Origin of the sequence: Picrophilus oshimae DSM 9789, assembly GCF_900176435.1 — an archaeon.
Lineage (GTDB): Archaea > Thermoplasmatota > Thermoplasmata > Thermoplasmatales > Thermoplasmataceae > Picrophilus > Picrophilus oshimae.
Genome location: NZ_FWYE01000003.1, coordinates 65,130 through 84,697 on the forward strand (window position 1 = coordinate 65,130; position 19,568 = coordinate 84,697).

Below are 19,568 nucleotides of genomic sequence, written 5' to 3' on the forward strand. Positions count from 1 at the left end.
ATTTTTAAATATTATATTAAAATTTCTATCAGATGATTATTTTATTTTATAATAAAATGATGTACACTGTTAAAGATTGAAAGAAATATATTTACTTTCTATTAAAATAAATCAAACAAAACTAAAAAATAAAATGTGCATTAATGAACCTTTTTCCATGATATAATTAATAATGTGCTATAGAGTATTTCAGTTTTCAAAACATGTTAATTAATTAAATGCATAATCATGATAATATATGTCATGTTAATAGATATTAAATTTAAATTTATTTGTATTCATAAAAAACATATAATATATATAATAAGATACAAATATGGTTATTACATGAAAATAATGGTAATATTTATAAATAAGGTCCTATATGTGGTTTTCATACCTAAGTTAAATTTAAATATTATTTATTTTAATGGCATTTACTTCGTTAATTGCATAAATTGCTGTGATTTAAGAGATAATTTATTAATAAACAATCTTTATTGAAATCGTTTATTAACGTAATATATTACCGGCTCTTTTAATTTAACAACAATACTTATATATAATCTGCCTATACAGGCATGGTGACAGCCTCGTGATAGGATAGGCAACTCGGCTGGGTTGTTATTAAAATTTATGATCGGGTGTCACAGGAGGTTAATCATGACCAGCGAGGATTACCAGATAAATCAGATAAACGAGCCGAGTTCAAGAGTCCCAGTGCTGCAGGCAATCAATATAAGCTTCTCATACGAAAACGGATATCGTGTCTTCCAGGATGTAAACCTCGAGGCCGGTGAGGGCAAGTTTGTCGCCATCATTGGCCCATCGGGAATTGGTAAATCAACGTTTTTAAGGATACTTGGTGGTTTTTTAAAGCCTGATTCAGGCTATGTAAAATTAATGGGCAAACTCGTTTTAAAGCCAATTCCTGAGATAGCATTAATACACCAGTCAATAGTTACGTTTCCATGGATGACCGCCCTGGAGAATGTAATGCTATCCATGAAATCAAAAAGAATCGATCAAAAAACTGCCGAGGAAAAGGCCAGGGAGGCCCTGGCAAGGGTGGGCCTTGAGGGCTTTGAAGATCTCTATCCAAAGGAGATGAGCGGTGGTATGCGCCAGCGGGTTGCAATAGCCAGGGCATTTGCCGCCGATCCTTATGTATTTCTTATGGATGAGCCATTTGCCCATCTTGATGAACTGACGGCCGAGGGATTAAGGCAGGATATCTATAATATACTTTTCAGCGATAACACCTTAAAATCCGTTGTTATGGTATCGCATAATCTTACAGAGGTTCTTGAGCTTGCAGATGACATATTCATACTTAATGGTGTGCCGGCATCTGTTGTTGGCATAGTCCATGTCGATATGCCAAGGCCGAGGAATCCAAAGACCGATGAATTTAATGGTTATCTTGATAAGCTTTACAATTATTTAACCCCGCCAAGGATGAAAAAATGATGGAGGTGACAGTCCATGAATCCTTACCTTTTAATATTTCTTGCAACCGGTGCAACAACCATAAGGGTCCTTGGCCTAACGTTATTATCAATAGTTACCGGCTGGTTCCTTGCATACGGTGCAATAAAAAGCAAATACTTTGAAAATATTTATATCTCGGTTATAGAGGTTTTTGAATCAGTGCCTGTTATATCCTTTTTCCCGATAGTTCTTGTGATATTCATAACAAGGATAGGCGGGCCACTTGGTGTTGAACTTGCCGCAGACTTTTTAGTTTTCACCGCGGTTGTCTGGAATATATGGATGGCTGAGTATCAGGCATTTAAAACAGTTCCAAGAGAGATGGAAGAGGTTGTTGATAATATCGATCTTGGATTTTTTGGAAAGCTTTCAAAGCTTTACATACCATTTTCAATACCAAGAATAGCCGCAAACCTGTTTCCAAGCGTTTCAGATGGCTTCTTTTATATAACTGTAAGTGAGGTCATTGAGGTAGGAACACACACATACCAGACATTCGGTATAGGAACACTTTTAACAGATTTTTCAAACAATATATTTTTAACAGAAATGTCACTTCTTGTAATGTCCTTCTTTGTTATAGCAACAATAGCAATTTTAAGGGAATACACAAAGAGGGCTGTTGCAAGGTATACCCTGGATACGGATGCACCAATAATAAGGCGTGGCAGATTAAACACAAGGCAGACATCAAGGATAGCATCCGTAATATCAAAGAATCCATTTTCAAGATTGTCTTCATATTATAGATACCAGAATCTCGATATAGAGGAAAAATTTGAAAAACTGGAAAAAAAGAAAAAGTATTACAGATACGTTTACATTGCCATTGGCCTGTTTATATTGATATTGCTGCTTTATGGCAGTGCATCATTAATAATATCTGTAAAGGCGGATCAGTGGTTCTACCTGTTTTCAAAAACACCTGAAATTATAATATACCTTGCATATGATTATGCCAGGGTTGCTACAATACTTTTAATATCTCTTGCTATAGCAATATTCCTTGGATACTATCTTGCCGTGAACAAAAGGGCAGAATCCGTCGGCATTCCAATAATACAGACGCTAAGTGCATATCCGGCACCGATTTATTTTCCGTTTGTTTTTATATTTACATTGCCATTCATATCAAAATTCTTTGGGCCATACACAGATGAATTCTATGTGCTTGCAATAGGCTTTATAAGCACATTCTACTATGTGTTTTACTCTTTCTGGATGGGTGTAAAGGCCCTGCCATCAGAATACTGGGAGTTAATGAAGAACATGAACATGGGATATTTCAAAAAAATGAGGTATATAATAATACCTGCTGCGTTTCCATATTTGATCAGCGGAATATCATCAACAATAAACAGTGCCTGGGGAGGCTTAATGATAGGCGAGTACTGGCCAAACATTTATGGTGATAAATCACTGTATGTCCATACAGGACTGATGAAGCTCATAGATGTGGCAACGGCAAATGGAAACATAGAGCTTGCAGCATGGGCATCATTTATCTTTTCAATAGTTGTTGTTATCTATTCAATATTATTCACCAGGAAGATGATGGACCTTGCAAGGAAAAAGTACGTTGCCGAGGAGGGCATCTACGCCGCATAATTTTTTAAAATACCAAAGTATTTTAATATATATACATTTATCATAGCATGCCAGATGTAATAGATCCAAATGCCAGAATAGCGGACCTTGTTGGTATACTATATGTAATGAACAACATTTTTGATGGAAAAACAGATCTTTATCAGCTGGAAAAGGAGATGGAAGTTGATATAGATGACCTGATGCCAATAGTTTACACTGCATCAAGGCTTGGCCTTATAGATGCAGAGTCAGGTGATATATCAATATCCGAGAAGGGTATAGAATACATAAAATCCGGAATCATTCAAAGGAAAAAGATTATAAAGGATTCTTTAAAGGATGTTGAGCCATTCAAGACCGCAATATCACTTGGCTCATTTAATCTGGAAGATCTAAATGAGGCCCTTATAAAAAACGGTGTTCAAACATTTAATAATCCATCTGGAATACATGATCTTGAGATCATACTGATAGAATGGGGTGTTTATTCAGGTATGATAAAAAAGACTGATGACGGTTTTGAAATAAATATCTAGTTTATTGCCTCCTCATTTATTATCTCCTTAAGAACTCCATTATCATAGACGTTAAACCTTTTAAGACCTATTTTTATCCTGTCACCAACGTTGTATTTGTTCCTTGATTGAAAAACTATGTTTCTGTCCTTGTATATACAATGTATAAAATAATTTGATTCCTCTATATCTATCAAAGAGACCTCAACCTCTATGTCATTTGAATCCTCATTTACCCAGGTTGGTCTGAAGCCTATGATTTTTTCATTGTAACCGAGTTCAGAGCCATCAATGAAGTTCATTGGGAAGTTGCCTATAAAATCCCCAACCCATGTATTGACCGGTCTGTTATATAATTCCTCATAGGTTCCTATCTGCTCTATAATACCGTTGTGCAGAACGGCCACTCTGTCTGCTATGTTTGATGCCTCGGCCTGGTCATGTGTTACATATATAAATGTGTAATTTAGCTCCTTCTGAAGCCTTTTTAGCTCCTGCCTTGATGTGTATCTTACCCTGGCATCAATGTTGCTTAAAGGCTCATCCAGCAGGAACAGTTGTGGGTCACGCACAAGTGCCCTGGCTATTGCAACCCGCTGCTTCTGGCCACCGCTTAATCTTGTGACCCTGTTATTAAGCTCTGCATCTATTTTTAAAAGTCTTGCAACACTCTCAACCTTCTCCCTTATTTTATCCCTTGGAACGCCGGCCATCTTCAATGGGAATGCAATGTTTTTGAACACGTTCATATTTGGATACAGTGCATAGTTCTGAAAAACCATGGATATGTTCCTCTTATTCGGTGGTCTTCTTGTTACATCCTCGCCATTCACTATAATCTTCCCGCTATCTATATCCTCTATTCCAACTATGGTTCTTAGCAGCGTTGATTTGCCAGTACCTGATGGCCCAAGTATAACAAGGAACTCACCGGCCGGAACCTTCAAATTTAGATTATCAAGCACCTTTTTACTGCCATATGATTTACAAACATCAACAAGCTCAAGTTTATACTCCACCTAAACCACCACTTAAATATTCTCCCTTCAGGTATTTCTGAAGCACAACAGTAACAATTATAACAGGTATCGTTACTATCAATGCAAAAGAAGATGCAACGAAGGGCTCTCCCCTGCTAACATAGTCGTATAGATCAACCGGAAATGTCGGCCTTACGGGTGATATTATAACCGCATATGTGAATTCATCCCATGATGTCATCCAGGCGATTAAAAATGTAACAAGCGCAGGAACCCTTATTAACGGTAATAAAACTCTTGCAAATGCGCTTTTTAATGTCGCACCATCCACAAGGGCCTGGTTTTCAATATCCTGTGGCAGTGATCTGAAGCCACCAAGCATTATAAAAACAGATATTGGTAAAACAACAAGCTCCTGTGCAAGTGCTATGCCTATTACCGTGTTTTCAAGGCCAAGCCTTATAAAATATACCGATATCGGTATGGCTATAACAAGGGCCGGCATCATGTTTACAACGAACATTAATATTATTATCCTGTTTGAAAGCCTTGCTGTAAGCTTTTCCAGGCCGTATCCAGCCGGTATCGATAATAGCAATGCAAGGAATGCAACTATAAATGCAACCTCAGTGCTTCTTATTACAGGATAAACAAGGCTTAAATTTCTAAACGAAACCTCCAGATTTGACAGTGTGAAAACTACCGGCAGCTGGTATGGATATAACCTATCAAATGTTAAATATGTCGGCTCAAAAGTTATTAATATTAATACATATAATGGATATATAAATATAATCGATAATATTATGGCGATTATATAAGATCCAATGTTCTTACTTTTCATATCTGGATGCACCTCCAAGCTTTATTATTATAAATGCAAACACAAGTATAATTATCAATAGTATTGTTGCGGCTGCGTATGCATACGGCGTCGTTGCAGGGGTTGTAAAGAATTCATAGACCAGTGTGTTCATTAAAGGTGGATAGTAGCCTATTAATACCAGTGGAAGTGCAAATATATTAAACTCGCTTACACCCCTTATCAAAAGCGCTATTGCTATATAAGGAGCAAGGTTTGGAAGCGTTATATAGATAAATCTCCTGAATGGACCTGCACCGTCAACGCTTGCAGCCTCGCTTATGGATGGAGGTATTCCGGAAAGACCGCCGTATAATATCAATGCAACAAGCGGTGTGTTTTTCCAGAAATCAGAAAACATTACAACACCAAGTTCTGAATAGTAATTTGAATACCAGTCCACCGGTTTTAATCCAAGGGAAACAAGAGTTGAATTGGCAAAGCCTCCAAGTGGACTCAATATTAAAGAGAACACAAAGGCGGCAACCACAGTGGATATACCATATGGTATTATGAAAATTGTTGAGAATACCTTGTTTCCTTTAAGTGATTTTATTAATATATTGGCTATGAGTATTGCAAAAAACAATTGAATGAAAAGTGCACCGATACTTACAATTAAAGTGTCACCTATTGCACCGGCAAGATCGCTTTTTATTATCCCCTGGTAATTGCTCAATGTGAAGTTACCATGAGATTTAAAGCTTAGATAAACAACTGACGCTGCCGGGAAAAATGAAAAAACAAGAACATAAACAAGTGCTGGTAGCACAAAGAGCAGGTACTTATACCGTCCAATCCTCATTTATATTACATAATTTTAAAACATTATAAATAGATTTCCATATTAATGAAATTTTAATTTATGAATAAATTTTATAGTTAACGAAACATTTATAAAATTATAATTTTACAAAATTTTTTCATTGAATATATATGATACAAATAATAGTATATAAAAGAAAATTTTTTATATAATGATTCGATTAAAAATTATATGGCAAAAAATAAGATTATAGCAATAGTAGCCATAGTTATAGTAATAATTGTAATTGGCTCTGTTATCGCATATGAATATCCAAGGATAGCACCAAAGCCTGCACAGAAGTACGAGCTTGCCGTTTATCCGGGGCCGTCAGGTCCTGTTAATGCAGATCATATACTTGGAGGCTGCGTTCTGGCAATAGCTGATACTGCACATTTATCATCAGCAAAGATGGCTGCAGAGGAGCAGTTCATGGCATACATGCTTTCACCACCGGTTCAGTATGACTGCATGAAGGCAACAGGCTTTATACCAATAAGCAGCTCTGACATTTCAAATTACCATGTGCCTGATATATATTCAAGATCAAATGCAACAGTAACAATAGATTACTACACAAGCATATCAATAACAGATTACAAGGCCTTTACACAGAAGGCAATAAGCAACTTCGAGGGTCTTTATCCAAACATAATTATAAAGCCAACTGACATAGCAGCAACAAGTATAGTTTCCACAGTTGAGGCCGATGTAAAGGCAGCATCAACAACACCGATAGTAATGAGCATTGACAATCTCGACGTTGGAATACTTGCATATGGTGGATACCTTGTAAATCTTAAAAATGTTGTAAGTGAGGTAACACCATCGAACGTTATAACATCAATAGTAAAGCTTACAAACGATGAGGCAAACATATTTGGTGGCAGCGTCCCATTCATAACGCAGATAATAAACACACCACTGGTCTGGATAAACTACAGTGCATTAAAGAGCGCAGGAATAACAAGCATGCCGGCAACATACAAGCAGATGCTTCAGGATGCAAAGATACTTTACAAGAAGTACGGCCGTGGCATGGTAAACATGCAGGGTCATGGTGGTGCCAGCACCGCAACTGAGCTTTATCAGATACTGGTGCAGTTCGGTGGAAACCCGGTAGTTTTCAACAATACCGGTGATATCCAGGGTATGTACTGCCTTTACAATCTTAGCAAGTATTTCAGCCCTGAATATAAGACATCATACTGGGCAACATACAAGGGCCTTGCATCAAACAAGTATGCGGTTATGGATTACCAGTGGCCCGGCTCAGTCAATTTAACAGCACTTGGCATGAAGTACAATGCAACAGGCTCACATTCAATAGTAAACATATCATTACAGGCACTTTCAGAGGGTGTCTTCATAAGGGACCCGGTGTCATGGATAAGCGAGTGGCAGGTTATAATGGATTCGGCCTTTGTCAAAATCATAGAGAGCGGTACACCGCAGAACTATACAACAATAGCACATGTACTCTCAGACGCAAATGCACAGATGTACAGCTACCTCCAGTCACATTACAATAATACTGTTGCAAAAGAATACGAAAACGGATACTTCAAGCCAATAGTTGTTTAAAATTATAATTATTTTTATAGTATCCTTTCAGGATGTGAATATATATTCATTCTATTTTTTCTTACAAATGATATTAATGTAATGTTAAATGTTTCTGCAACATCTATTGCAAGGGATGATGGTGCAGATACAGAGCTTACTATGGATACACCGAACATCGAGGCTTTTTGAAGTATCTCAAAGCCAGCCCTGCCGCTTACCTGTAATATTGAATCCTCCATACGATATACATTTTTTAGAATCATCTTTCCTATGGTTTTATCAACCGCGTTATGCCTGCCTATGTCCTCGCTTATTGATATCATATTTCCATTGAGATCAAACAGGGCCGCAGCGTGAATGCCCCCGGTGTATGAAAATATTTTCTGATTTTTCATCATCTTATCCGGAAGACCCAGTATAATGCTGTGATCCGTCCTTGATTGTGATCTAACAATTCCATGGCTCTTTATAAACACGTTTTCTATATCTGTTTTTCCACATACACCACAGCTTGAATTTACATAGAAATTCCTGTTTTTTAATAAATCCTCATTAAATGATTCAACTGAAACACAAACATTGTTTTCTGATCTCTTTGATACCTTAATTATTTTATCAGGTTCGATTATTCCCTCGTTTACAAGGAAGCCTGTGGCAAGGGCCTCATCATCAACAGGTGTTCTCATGATAATCGATACATTATAAATTCTGTTCTCATTCTCTATTGAGATCTGCAATGGCTCTTCCACCGTAACATTATCTGTGATGAATTTCCTGTCCCTGCCTATTATAACAGCATTTTTTGATATATATGGCATCATTTAAAGAACCCTGACAGCATCTTTAATATTATTGCAACGGCCCTCCCGGCATCAGGATCTGTGTTTATCAAATGTATCAGCTCGGCAATTCCGTACCTTTCGTCATTCATTGAGTTGAATATTTCAGTTATGCTTCTTGCAGCATTGAATAATCTTTCACTGTCTATGTTTGCAAGCACGTAAATTATATTTGCAATGTTTGCAGCCATGTTCTTCGAGCCCGGTTTATTAAGCTGATCAGATATCACATCAAAAATGTATTTGTAATTATTTGAAATGCCCTTTATAAGATCAAGTATTCCGGACTCATCAAGAGATCTTATTGTTTCCATAAGATCTTTAATATTATTTATTTCCTCATTGGTTTTTTCCACATTATAATTTATAGGTTTTGCCATTTAATCACCCGTTATCTTCTTATAATCAGCACGCTTCCATTTCATCTCAATATTAATACCAATCTGTGGAACCGGAGTCCCAAATCTGGGATTTGTTTTTGGCAGCGGAGACCCACCATTATCCTTTAATTTTTTAATCCTTACAGGCAGTTCCTTGTAGGCAGGCGTGTCTGAATCAGGATCTCTGTTATAAGATGTTAAAAGGTTTATTCCGTTATCGCTTGATGCAGCGTTCATTGGCATGTAAAGCTCCTTACCCTTAACACGATCCGTTACAAGGGCCCTGACCTTTATGCTGCCATATCTGGATGTTACCCTAACAAAATCCCCTGTTTTTATATTATATTCGTCTGCAAGCTCAGGCGATATTTCAAGGAATGTATCCGGGGCCTTGTCCCTTATTCCAGGCGTCTTAAAGGTTTCATTGCCCTCATGGAAGTGCTCAAGCATCCTTCCGTTGTTTAGATGCAGTGGATAATCATCATCCTCCATTATTGGCGGTCTGTACTTTAAGATATACAATCTTGCCCTTCCATCAGGGAAATTAAATCCATCCTTATAAAGATATTTTGATGAGTCTCCATTCTCATATGTCGGCCACTGCATGCTGTTAAAACCCTCAAGTCTTGAATATGAAACGCCGCTGAATATTGGGCATAGTGATGCAGCCTCGTCCATAATGTCTGATGGGCTTTTATAATTCCAGTTATATCCAAGCCTTCTTGCAATATCCTGTATTATCTCCCAGTCAGGTCTTGTTTCAGCGTATGGTTCCATAACTTTGTATATTCTCTGTATTCTCCTTTCTGTATTTACATATGTGCCCTCTTTTTCAAGGCTCACGCATGATGGCAGAACGACATTGGCATACCTTGCGGTTTCAGAGAAGAATACATCCTGCACTATCAAAAATTCCAGCTTTTCAAGTGATTTGTTTATCATGTTTGTATCAGGACCTGTTTCGGCAAGCTCCTGTCCAATGATATACATGGCCTTTATTTTATCGTTGTCTATGTTTTCTATGCACGAAACGTTGTCTATTCCAGGATTCATTGGTAACTTTGTGTTCCATGCCTTTTCAAATTTCTTTATTGCATTCTTATCATTTATTGGCTGGTATCCTGGAAGGTATGTCGGCATGGCACCAAAGTCGCTGGCACCCTGAACATTGTTGTGCCCCCTTAGTGGATATGCACCGGTACCTGGCCTGCCATAATTTCCAGTTATTAAAAGAAGATTTGATATCGCTGTTGATACATCTGAACCTGCAGAGTGCTGTGTTACTCCCATGGCCCATAGTATGCACATGCTTTTTACACTGTGTATCATACTTGCAACCTTTATTATCTCATTTTTGTCTATTCCGGTTATTTTCTCGGCATTTTCAAGTGTAAAATTATCAAGGCTTTTATAATATTCGTCAAAGTTGTTTACCCTTTCCTCTATAAATTTTTTGTCATGCCAGTTGTTATCTATTATATATTTTGTAATTGCAGACAGTAAAAATAGATCAGTGCCCGGCCTTGGGTGCAAAAATAGATCAGCCCTCTGTGCCATCTCATTCCTTCTCAGGTCTATAACTATCAGCCTTTGATTGTTTAATTTATGTGCCCTTTTTATTCTTGTTGCTATTACAGGATGTGATTCGGCTGTGTTTGCACCAACTATCATTACAAGCTCAGAGTTATATATGTCATCTATTGATCCGGCATCACCGCCATAGCCAACTGTTCTCCAGAGACCCGTCGTTGCCGGTGCCTGGCAGAATCTTGATGAGTTATCTACATTGTTTGTTTTGAATATCTGCCTTGCCATCTTTTGAATTAAGTAGGCCTCCTCGTTTGTGCCCTTTGAGGATGCTATGAACATTATACTGTCACCGCCGTATTTATCTGAAATTCTTTTTAAACCTGCTGCAGCAAAATCAAGCGCCTCATCCCAGGACACCTCGACAAATTTATTGTTCTTCCTGATCAATGGTCTTTTTAATCTATCATCGGAATTTACAAAACCCCAGCCGAATTTTCCCTTTATGCATGTGGATATACCATTTGCAGGGGACTCTATTTCAGGCTGAACCTTTAATATCTTTCTGCCCTTGGTCCACATTGTAAATGAGCAGCCGACACCGCAGTATGTGCACACTGTCTTTGTCTTTTTTATCTGTTCGTTTCTCATCCTTGCCTCTATATTACTTATCTCCATGATTGGTCTTATTGTTAATTGATCTTCAAGATTCTTTCCAAAGTCTATCAATGATTCCTTGGCCTTTCTTGTAAGTGATGTAAAATATCCAGCCTCCTCAAGCATGGATTTTTCCATCAATGCATTTACCGGACAGACAGTTACACAGTGACCACATGATACACAGGATGATTCGTTTATCATTTTGCCATCATCCCAGACAACCCTGGGTCTTTCAAGTGTCCAGTCTATGTGAATTGTCTCATTTACCTCAACGTCCTGGCATGCCTCAACACATCTGCCGCATAGGATGCATTCATTTGGATCGTACCTGTAAAATGGATTTGAATCATCAATTTCATATGGCTTCTTTTCATACTTATATTTCTGTCTCTCAAGACCGGATGAATCCACGGCGTTATGAAGTGCGCAGTCGCCGTTGTTATTTTCGCAAACTGTGCAATGCAGGTTATGCTCTCTTAAAAGCCTGTTTATTGCCTCGATCTGGGCATTTTTTACATCGTTGTTTTTATATTCTATATTCATATTATCTTCTGCAATTGTTGAACATGACCTTACAAGCCTTCCATTAACGCTTACAATGCATGTATCGCATGATTGCAATGGACCAAGTGCAGGATTATAACATACATGAGGTATATCTATGCCAGCCTTAATGAAAACATTTAACAATGTATCGCCTTCCAAAAAATTATACCTGTTTTTTTCTATCGTTAAGGTGCCCATACATTTAAAAATTTTTAATTATATATCATGTTTTCCATTGTTATATAATTTTTTAATACCATTGCTTAAATAAAAAACAAGATTTATATTGTTTCTATTATTACCGTGTTAATGAGTGTCTTAAAATGCCCGGTATGCGGGAACGAATATGATATAAACAGAAGCAATTATCTCTGCGATAAATGCGGAAACATACTTGAGGTAATTCATGAAAATGATTTTGTAAAAGAAAATTTTAAGGGTGTCTGGAGGTACAAAAGCATTATACATCCGGGCATAGATAAAAGGCTAATTGTTACAAGGGGTGAGGGCAATACCTTTGTGTACGGTCATGAAAATATATCATCATATTCAGGAATAAAAAATATAAAACTGAAGCATGAGGGTGAAAATCCAACAGGTTCATTTAAGGATCGTGGCATGACAGTTGCAGTATCCGAGGCCATGAGGCTCGGATATAAAAAGACCCTATGCGCATCAACCGGAAATACATCCGCATCTGCTGCAAGCTATTCTGCAATGGCAGGCATTGAAAACTTCGTCCTGATACCAGATGGTAAAATAGCGGTAAACAAGCTTGCCCAGGCCTACGTTTATGGTTCAAAAATAATAAAGGTTCCTGGCAATTTCGACGATGCAATGGGGAAGCTAATGAACATAATATCTAAAAATAATAATTTTTATGTTTTAAATTCAATAAATCCCTGGCGTGTTGAGGGTCAAAAAACCATTGCCTTTGAGATACTTGAGGAAAATGAACCGGACTTTATAGCACTACCTGCAGGAAACCTTGGAAACACAACGGCAATAGGCAAGGCAATAAAGGAATTTCACGATCTTGGTTTAATAAAAAAGATACCAAGAATCGTTTCAGTTCAGGCCGAGGGTGCAAGCCCATTCTATAATCTTGTGAATAACCATGAGGATAGTCTTAATCCGGTAAATCCTGAAACAATTGCATCGGCAATAAGAATAGGAAACCCTGTCAACTGGAAAAAGGCATTAAAATACATAAAATTCACAAACGGTATAGTCGAGAAGGTTACAGATGACGAGATACTAAATGCAAAAAGAATTATAGACAGATCAGGAATAGGTTGTGAAACGGCCTCTGCCGCATCACTTGCAGGTGTAAAAAAGCTCTCAGATGCAGGTATAATAGACAGAAACGATGAGGTTTTTTGTATATTAACCGGAAACGTTTTAAAGGATATACATATAGAAAATATAAATTTCATGGATATTAATATTTTATCTTAACTTTATCTTATTAAGCATTTCATAGAATTCAACAAGCTCCTCATTGCTCATATCTGAAAACGTGTAATCCAAAAGATATTTTAAATCCTTTCTTATTTTATGCACTGCCATCCTTCCATTTTCAGTTAATTCAATGTTTATAATTCTTCTGTCATGCTCGTATCTCTTTCTTTCTATGTATCCTGCCTTTTCAAGCCTGTCTGCTATATCCGTGACCCAGCCAGGTGCAAGGTTTAGCCTTTCAGCGATCTTTGACATTGAATCATTACCGGATTTTATTGCTATTAAAACCTTATAATCGGTTAAATTTATATTATATCGTAATAAAATATTATTTAATGAATTCTTAATATTATTTATTATTTCCTCAAGCCTCTGCCAGATAGTGTCCGTGTCCATGGTTACTTCTTTAGTTTATCATACTTTATTAAGTTTACATTCTTTGACTTGCTGCCTGTTCTGAGATTCAAAGGCGATCTAAACAGTGATAATAGAACTGCTATTATGGTTATTATAAATGCTATTATGAAGACATCGTGCAGTGACCTCATGAATGCCGGCGCAAAGATACCAGGGAACCATGATCTTGCCGTTATTGTTGCTATTGCGCTTGATGGCACAGATGAAACAATGGATGTTGGCAGCACTGACAATATAACCTTAACAGGATTTATACCAAGAAAGGCGCCGAAGATTGCATCAGTCGGTGGCAGTGATGCCATGTACGGCGCAAGCTTTGATGCACCTGCGGAGTTAAGTGCTGTTGTTATTGTGTGGGGTAATATTGATGTTAAGCCAAGTATTAATATCGTGAAGAATATGCCCATGCTTGCGGTGTTACCAACATTTCTCATTGTGTTAAGCATACCTGATGCAGAACCCCTTGTCTCTGCCGGTACTGATGACATGACCGCGGACGTGTTTGGTGCCGTGAACATTCCCATGCCAGAGCCAAACATGAATAGTAAAAGTGCCATGTATATGTAATTGAAATCATATGGTAATAGCACCATTAGTATTAGTGCCATTGCTGAAACAGTTAATCCAAGCGTTGCTATCCCCCTTGGGCCATATCTGTCAGATAATCTGCCGCTTATCGGTCCAAAGATTCCCATGGCAAGCGTCATTGGCAGCATGAATATACCTGCCCAGAAAGGAGCGCTTGCATATGAGTATCCATGTATCGGTAACCATATTGCCTGGAATAATAATATTATCATGAACATTAAACCCATCATGCCCATACCGGATATCATTCCGGAGAGGCTGCCTGCAGTGAATGCCCTTATCTTAAACAGTTCAAGTCTGAACATTGGGTTCTCCATTCTTCTCTCAACGAATGGGAACGCTATTAAAAGCGCTGCACCTACTGTCAATGCGGCTATTACATATGGATCAGACCAGCCACTTGAGTATGATTTGTATGGAACTATTCCATATGTTATGCCTATTAAAAGTATGATAAGCCCTGCAGCAAACAGTATGTTTCCTGGAATGTCTATCTTCTGCTTTATCCTTGGCGATGTTTCCTTTAATTTTAGGAATGACCAGACAGTTCCAAGTATTCCGACAGGCACACTGACAAGGAAGACATATCTCCAGTTTATTGCTGAAAGAACGCCGCCGATTAATATACCAAGGCTCATGCCTGCAGTGCCTGCTATTGCATTTATGCCGAGTGCAAAGCCCCTCTCCTTTGCCGGGAAGTTATCCGTTATAATTGCATAGCTGTTTGCCATTAGAAATGAGCCGCCAACGGCCTGAACAACCCTGAATAATATTAATTCAAGTGCGCCGGTATCGCCCTTCCCTGGAGTTAAATAAAGCAGTATTGATCCTAATGTAAATATTGCAAAACCAAAGTTAAAGAATCTGACACGGCCAAGCATATCACTTAACCTTCCAATTGTAACAAGTATAACAGATGTCACAATCATATAGCCCATGAGTATCCATAGTAGATATGCAAAGGCGCCGTGCTGGAAAGGATTTAAATCTATGCCCCTGAATATTGGTGGAAGTGAAATTATCAATATGCTTGCATTGATCGTGGCCATCAATACGCCTATTGTAGTATTTGATAGGGCCACCCACTTTTCCTGAACCATGGTTTTGTAATATATTTAATCAATATAAAGGTTTTGTAACTCAAACATTTATAGCTAAAGTAATATTGGAGATTATATAAAAATAATTTTTAAATCATTTGGTTAAATAAAAATCTCAAATCGTTCCTTTTTACCATCTTTGGTGAAAGACTTAGAAGCCTCTGCTGTGCCAATGTTCCATCAATAAGCATTTCGACATCATCTTTATTAAAATCAAGGTCTCTTAATGTCGTTGGTATATTTAATTCCCCAAGAATATTTATGTAATATTCAAAGATGGCCTCTGACAATTCCTTTACATCCCGGGCATTGATGCCTGCAACCTCAAGAAATCTGCCATATCCCATTATTGGCATTAGATCTGAGAGATCGTATGGTCACCTTTTCCCTGCCATAGCATGGAAAGAGCTTATTCCAGCTCCTTTTTTGAACAATCACAGGTATCTTCTCTTCCATGAAAGGTTTTACCTGGCCTGCATGATCAAGATGCAGATGCGAAATGACCATTATATATCCTGGTTTCATACCAATGTTCCCCAGCTGCCTCTCTATTCCATTATCCTCGGAGATTCTTGTTATTGGAAAAGCCTCAATTAGATCCCTTGCATGGGTTTCCATTGCATCAAGGGCTATGTCCGTATCTAAGAGAATTTTTCCATCCTTATGTTCAACCACAGCGGCAGTTACAGGTATTTCCATCCAGCCCCTCTCGGGATTTCTATTTGTGTATGCCATGACACCACCAGCAGTCACCTCCAAGTAAGCATCAAGCAAATGTATTTTATGAGTTTTCATAATTTATCAAATATTAAAAATATATTACTATTTTTAATATTAAATAAGTATATTTTTCGTAATAATAAATACAAAATAATTTGATTACAGATAAAAAATTTTATATTAAGAATAGTCCTGTTAATTTATGGATATTTACAATGATCTTTCAAGAATAATAGATCCAAGAATAATATTAAACAAAACTGAAGAAAAAATTCCGTTTAAAAACGATGCATCCTATATATCAGGAAGCGAGCCATATCTAATAGTCATGCCTGAAAATGTCAATGATGTATCAAAGGTTTTAAAATATTGCAATGATAATAATATAAATGTTGTGCCAAGATCCGGTGGTACATCTCTAACAGGTTCAAGTGTGGTTTACCATGACGGAATAGTTATTGATATGTTAAAAATGAACAAAATAAAAAATCTAAGCCTTGAGGATAGATACGTCGTTGCCGAGCCAGGTGTAAGGCTCGACGATCTTAATATTTATCTATCAAAATACAATTTTTTTTATCCGCCAGACCCTGCAAGCTCACTGGCAGCAACTGTTGGTGGTACATTATCAACAAATGCAGGCGGCCTCAGGGCCGTACGCTATGGAACAACAAAGGAATGGGTTCTCGGACTTGAAATAGTATTACCGGATGGTAGCATAATAAGAACTGGGGAGTACACATTAAAGAGGAGTGCAGGTTATGATCTGACAGCATTATTCCTTGGCTCTGAGGGCACTCTTGGGATAATAACCTCCGCTGTATTAAAAATAGCTCCTCTCCCGGAGAAGGTCTCAAGGATAATGGCCTTTTTTAAAACCATAGACGATGTCGGCATTGCAGTATCAAGAATAAAGAAAAGCGGCATAACACCGTTGATCTCTGAATTCCTGGACAGGACAAGCATGGAGGCCGTTAAAAATTCGGTCAATTTAAATATACCTGAAAACATGAATTACATGCTTATTCTAGATATAGATTCTGATCTTGAATCCATTGACAGGAAATCAGGCGATGCAATAAAAATAATAAAAGAAATAACAGATAAAATAGAGGTTACAACAGATAAAAAGAGAATGGATGAAATATACAGGGCAAGAAAGGGTTTATACTCATCACTGCTGCTTAACAGGGAAAACGACAGGCAGATCGTTGTAATCGGGGATGTTGTATTCCCTGCTTCAGAGCTTCCAGGGGCGCTTCACGAGGCAGAGAACCTGATTAAAAAATATAATTTGAAAGTGCCATTATTCGGGCATATCGGTGATGGAAACCTGCATGCAAATATTATAACAGATGCCGACGAAAAATCTCTTGAAAAAGTGCATAGATTCCAGATTGAGCTTGCGGATATAGCAATAAAACACAACGGTTCAGTTTCTGCAGAGCACGGCATCGGCCTTGAAAAGAACGATCTTTTATATAAAGAATACAGGGATAGAAATAATTTAAAAGCCCTAGAACTCATGCGTGAGATTAAAAATACAATTGATAAAAATAATATAATGAACAGGGGTAAGATATTCTATGAAACCTGAGGATATTGTAAGCAAATGCATAAAATGCGGCTTCTGTGAGTCTGTGTGCCCAACACTGCCGGCATCTGGTTTTAATCCAATCTTTGGGGCCAGGGGCAGGGTTATCCTTGCAAATAATATACTTTCAGGTGAGGATATAAATGGTCTTGACTCATTCTACTCATGCCTGGAATGCAATGCCTGTATAAACGTATGCCCTGCTGGAATAAATGCCGGCGAGGTAAGCCATCTGATGAGGTATAATCTTCTAAAGAATGGTTTTAAAAACGATGTTGCCGAGCTTATAAAAAATGCCATTTTGGAATTTAAGAATCCACTTGGCCTTAACAGGGAATGTGCCTCATGGTCTGATGGTATTCTATTTGATGATTCAGACACGGTTCTAATAACAGGTGATATGTACCAGTTAATGCCATACCTAAAAAAGATCAATTTTTTAAGGGAATACATAGAAAAAAGATACGAATCAAAATTTTCAGAAATAATAGCGAGGAATCTTAAACTTATAAAATACTCTTACATGTTCTGTGATAAAAATGATAAAAAAAGGTATGAAAAAATACTGAAAAACATTGTAAACCTTTTAAAAAGATCCGGATACAGATTTTCATACCTTCGTGATGAGGAGCCTTATCCTGGAACATTCCTTTACGACCTTGGCTATATTGATGAATTTATAGATTACGCAAGGCATGTTTACTCATATTTAAGGGAAAGGGGCTTTAAAAAGATAATAACCATAGATCCACACACATATGATATCTTTAATAAATACAGGAAATACATGGATTTTGACATGGAAGTATATTATTATACAGAGCTTATTGAAGTAAATAATAAAAATAAAAATGAAACGGTCACAGCGCATGAACCATGCCACATGGTTTTATACAATTATGATTTCACAGGTGTTGAAAAACTATCAAGAATTGCACATGTTAAAATGCCTGAAAGGTCAGGGAAAAAATTAATGTGCTGTGGTGGACCTGATGAGCTTTTATTCCCTGAAATTTCAAGAAATGTGTCAAGGATAAGGTTCAATGAGCTAAACGATGTATCAAATAAAATTATAACATTCTGTCCAATATGTCTTGCAAATCTATCAAAAAATGAAAACGTCCTTGATTTTTCAGAGTTTATTTATGGTAATTAAAATAATTAAATATTTTAAAAGAATTTAAAAGCCTTTAATATCTTATTGTAATAATACTATAATGATAGAGGAAGCCGTTTATAATGCACTTAAAGAGGAAATAGAAAAGGTTAGATCAAAGAAATGTGCCATATCATATTCCGGTGGCCTTGACAGCACGCTTCTTCTTTACATATCAAACTTTTCATTTAATCCTTATACAACGGGATATTCAAACTCAAGGGACATAAAAAATGCAGAGGAAACATCAAGGATTCTAAATTTTAATGTGAATAAAATCATACTTGACAATGTAAACATAAACAGCTACCTGAATGATTTAATTAAGATCGATAAAAACATAAAGAAATCTGAGATTGGCTATGAACTCGTTCTTTTTATAACCCTAGATTATATATCCGAAAAATACGTTGTAACCGGTCAGGGGGCTGATGAGATTTTCTTTGGATACAGGCGCTTTATAGACGATGATAACCTTGGAAACGAGCATTATATAAAAAAATTAATCGAGGTAACTCTTCCAAGGGAAAGAAAGATTGCCGATTATTATAATAAAGAACTGATAACACCATATTTATCAGATGGCATCATGGATCTTAGAAACGATATTACCAAGGATAAAAATATAATAAACGGTGTAAATAAAATGATCCTAAGGAACATAGCAAAGAACATCGGCCTGCCTGAAGAGGTATACCTTAAAAACAAAAAGGCAGCGCAGTACGGGTCAGGCATAAGCAATGCATTAAAAAAGGTTATGAACAAATAATTTTGATTACAATATAAATATTC

The 19,568-nt window shown here is 37.1% G+C and carries 18 protein-coding genes; 8 read left to right on the plus strand and 10 right to left on the minus strand.

Annotated elements, in window-relative coordinates:
- Positions 1-642: 642 nt before the first annotated feature.
- From B8780_RS05750 to B8780_RS05760, 3 genes are read left to right on the plus strand one after another with little or no spacing between them, the layout of a single operon-like run.
- A complete protein-coding gene (locus B8780_RS05750; RefSeq protein ID WP_011177831.1) occupies positions 643-1,449 on the plus strand; it encodes an ABC transporter ATP-binding protein in 807 nt (268 codons plus the stop codon).
- Positions 1,450-1,464: 15 nt separating this feature from the next.
- Positions 1,465-3,078 carry an ABC transporter permease subunit gene (locus B8780_RS05755; protein WP_084272964.1) on the plus strand — a complete coding sequence of 538 codons (1,614 nt, stop codon included), beginning with the start codon at positions 1,465-1,467 and terminating at the stop codon, positions 3,076-3,078.
- A gap of 47 nt (positions 3,079-3,125) precedes the next feature.
- Positions 3,126-3,596, plus strand: a complete 471-nt coding sequence (locus B8780_RS05760; protein WP_011177833.1) for an AAA-associated domain-containing protein — start codon at positions 3,126-3,128, stop codon at positions 3,594-3,596.
- Here B8780_RS05760 and B8780_RS05765 read toward each other — a convergent pair.
- Genes B8780_RS05765 through B8780_RS05775 form a run of 3 tightly spaced genes read right to left on the minus strand, consistent with a single transcriptional unit; the run spans position 3,593 to position 6,222 of the window.
- Positions 3,593-4,594 (minus strand): ABC transporter ATP-binding protein, encoded by a 1,002-nt coding sequence (locus B8780_RS05765; protein WP_084272965.1) that lies wholly within the window; start codon positions 4,592-4,594, stop codon positions 3,593-3,595. The two genes, B8780_RS05760 and B8780_RS05765, sit on opposite strands and share 4 nt — an antisense overlap.
- The gene (locus tag B8780_RS05770; RefSeq protein WP_011177835.1) at positions 4,584-5,399 is read right to left on the minus strand and encodes a carbohydrate ABC transporter permease; all 816 of its coding nucleotides are present in this window, start codon (positions 5,397-5,399) and stop codon (positions 4,584-4,586) included. The genes B8780_RS05765 and B8780_RS05770 overlap by 11 nt, the downstream gene beginning before the upstream one ends.
- Positions 5,389-6,222 (minus strand): carbohydrate ABC transporter permease, encoded by an 834-nt coding sequence (locus B8780_RS05775; protein ID WP_011177836.1) that lies wholly within the window; start codon positions 6,220-6,222, stop codon positions 5,389-5,391. The genes B8780_RS05770 and B8780_RS05775 overlap by 11 nt, the downstream gene beginning before the upstream one ends.
- A 192-nt stretch (positions 6,223-6,414) precedes the next feature.
- Between B8780_RS05775 and B8780_RS05780 the strand changes: the two genes are divergently transcribed.
- A complete protein-coding gene (locus B8780_RS05780; protein ID WP_084272966.1) occupies positions 6,415-7,806 on the plus strand; it encodes an ABC transporter substrate-binding protein in 1,392 nt (463 codons plus the stop codon).
- A 14-nt stretch (positions 7,807-7,820) separates the two neighbouring features.
- Here B8780_RS05780 and fdhD read toward each other — a convergent pair whose 3' ends face one another.
- The 3 genes from fdhD to fdhF are packed head-to-tail and all read right to left on the minus strand — an operon-like array spanning position 7,821 to position 11,938.
- The gene (fdhD, locus tag B8780_RS05785) at positions 7,821-8,609 is read right to left on the minus strand and encodes a formate dehydrogenase accessory sulfurtransferase FdhD (RefSeq protein ID WP_084272967.1); all 789 of its coding nucleotides are present in this window, start codon (positions 8,607-8,609) and stop codon (positions 7,821-7,823) included.
- Positions 8,606-9,007 (minus strand): helical membrane plugin domain-containing protein, encoded by a 402-nt coding sequence (locus tag B8780_RS05790; RefSeq protein WP_084272968.1) that lies wholly within the window; start codon positions 9,005-9,007, stop codon positions 8,606-8,608. Before B8780_RS05790 ends, fdhD begins: the two co-directional genes overlap by 4 nt.
- A complete protein-coding gene (fdhF, locus tag B8780_RS05795; protein WP_084272969.1) occupies positions 9,008-11,938 on the minus strand; it encodes a formate dehydrogenase subunit alpha in 2,931 nt (976 codons plus the stop codon).
- A gap of 111 nt (positions 11,939-12,049) precedes the next feature.
- On the opposite strand from fdhF, the gene thrC reads away from it, so the two are divergent.
- Entirely contained in the window at positions 12,050-13,198 is a 1,149-nt protein-coding gene (gene thrC / locus B8780_RS05800) for a threonine synthase (protein ID WP_084272970.1), read from the plus strand.
- Here the strand turns inward: thrC and B8780_RS05805 are convergent.
- The 4 genes from B8780_RS05805 to B8780_RS05820 all read right to left on the minus strand — a co-directional run bounded on the left by B8780_RS05805 (position 13,190) and on the right by B8780_RS05820 (position 16,041).
- The gene (locus tag B8780_RS05805; RefSeq protein WP_011177842.1) at positions 13,190-13,597 is read right to left on the minus strand and encodes a MarR family winged helix-turn-helix transcriptional regulator; all 408 of its coding nucleotides are present in this window, start codon (positions 13,595-13,597) and stop codon (positions 13,190-13,192) included. The two genes, thrC and B8780_RS05805, sit on opposite strands and share 9 nt — an antisense overlap.
- A gap of 2 nt (positions 13,598-13,599) precedes the next feature.
- Positions 13,600-15,306 (minus strand): MFS transporter, encoded by a 1,707-nt coding sequence (locus B8780_RS05810; RefSeq protein WP_084272971.1) that lies wholly within the window; start codon positions 15,304-15,306, stop codon positions 13,600-13,602.
- An 89-nt stretch (positions 15,307-15,395) separates the two neighbouring features.
- Complete coding sequence (locus B8780_RS05815; protein ID WP_084272972.1) at positions 15,396-15,662, minus strand: hypothetical protein; 267 nt, start codon at positions 15,660-15,662, stop codon at positions 15,396-15,398.
- Positions 15,631-16,041, minus strand: a complete 411-nt coding sequence (locus B8780_RS05820) for an MBL fold metallo-hydrolase (protein WP_161939683.1) — start codon at positions 16,039-16,041, stop codon at positions 15,631-15,633. Before B8780_RS05820 ends, B8780_RS05815 begins: the two co-directional genes overlap by 32 nt.
- 187 nt (positions 16,042-16,228) lie before the next feature.
- On the opposite strand from B8780_RS05820, the gene B8780_RS05825 reads away from it, so the two are divergent.
- The 3 genes from B8780_RS05825 to B8780_RS05835 all read left to right on the plus strand — a co-directional run bounded on the left by B8780_RS05825 (position 16,229) and on the right by B8780_RS05835 (position 19,545).
- Complete coding sequence (locus B8780_RS05825; RefSeq protein ID WP_011177846.1) at positions 16,229-17,623, plus strand: FAD-binding oxidoreductase; 1,395 nt, start codon at positions 16,229-16,231, stop codon at positions 17,621-17,623.
- The gene (locus tag B8780_RS05830; protein WP_084272974.1) at positions 17,613-18,776 is read left to right on the plus strand and encodes a (Fe-S)-binding protein; all 1,164 of its coding nucleotides are present in this window, start codon (positions 17,613-17,615) and stop codon (positions 18,774-18,776) included. The genes B8780_RS05825 and B8780_RS05830 overlap by 11 nt, the downstream gene beginning before the upstream one ends.
- Positions 18,777-18,837: 61 nt before the next feature.
- On the plus strand, positions 18,838-19,545 hold the full coding sequence (locus B8780_RS05835) for an asparagine synthase C-terminal domain-containing protein (protein WP_011177848.1): 708 nt from the start codon (positions 18,838-18,840) through the stop codon (positions 19,543-19,545).
- Positions 19,546-19,568 lie beyond the last annotated feature (23 nt).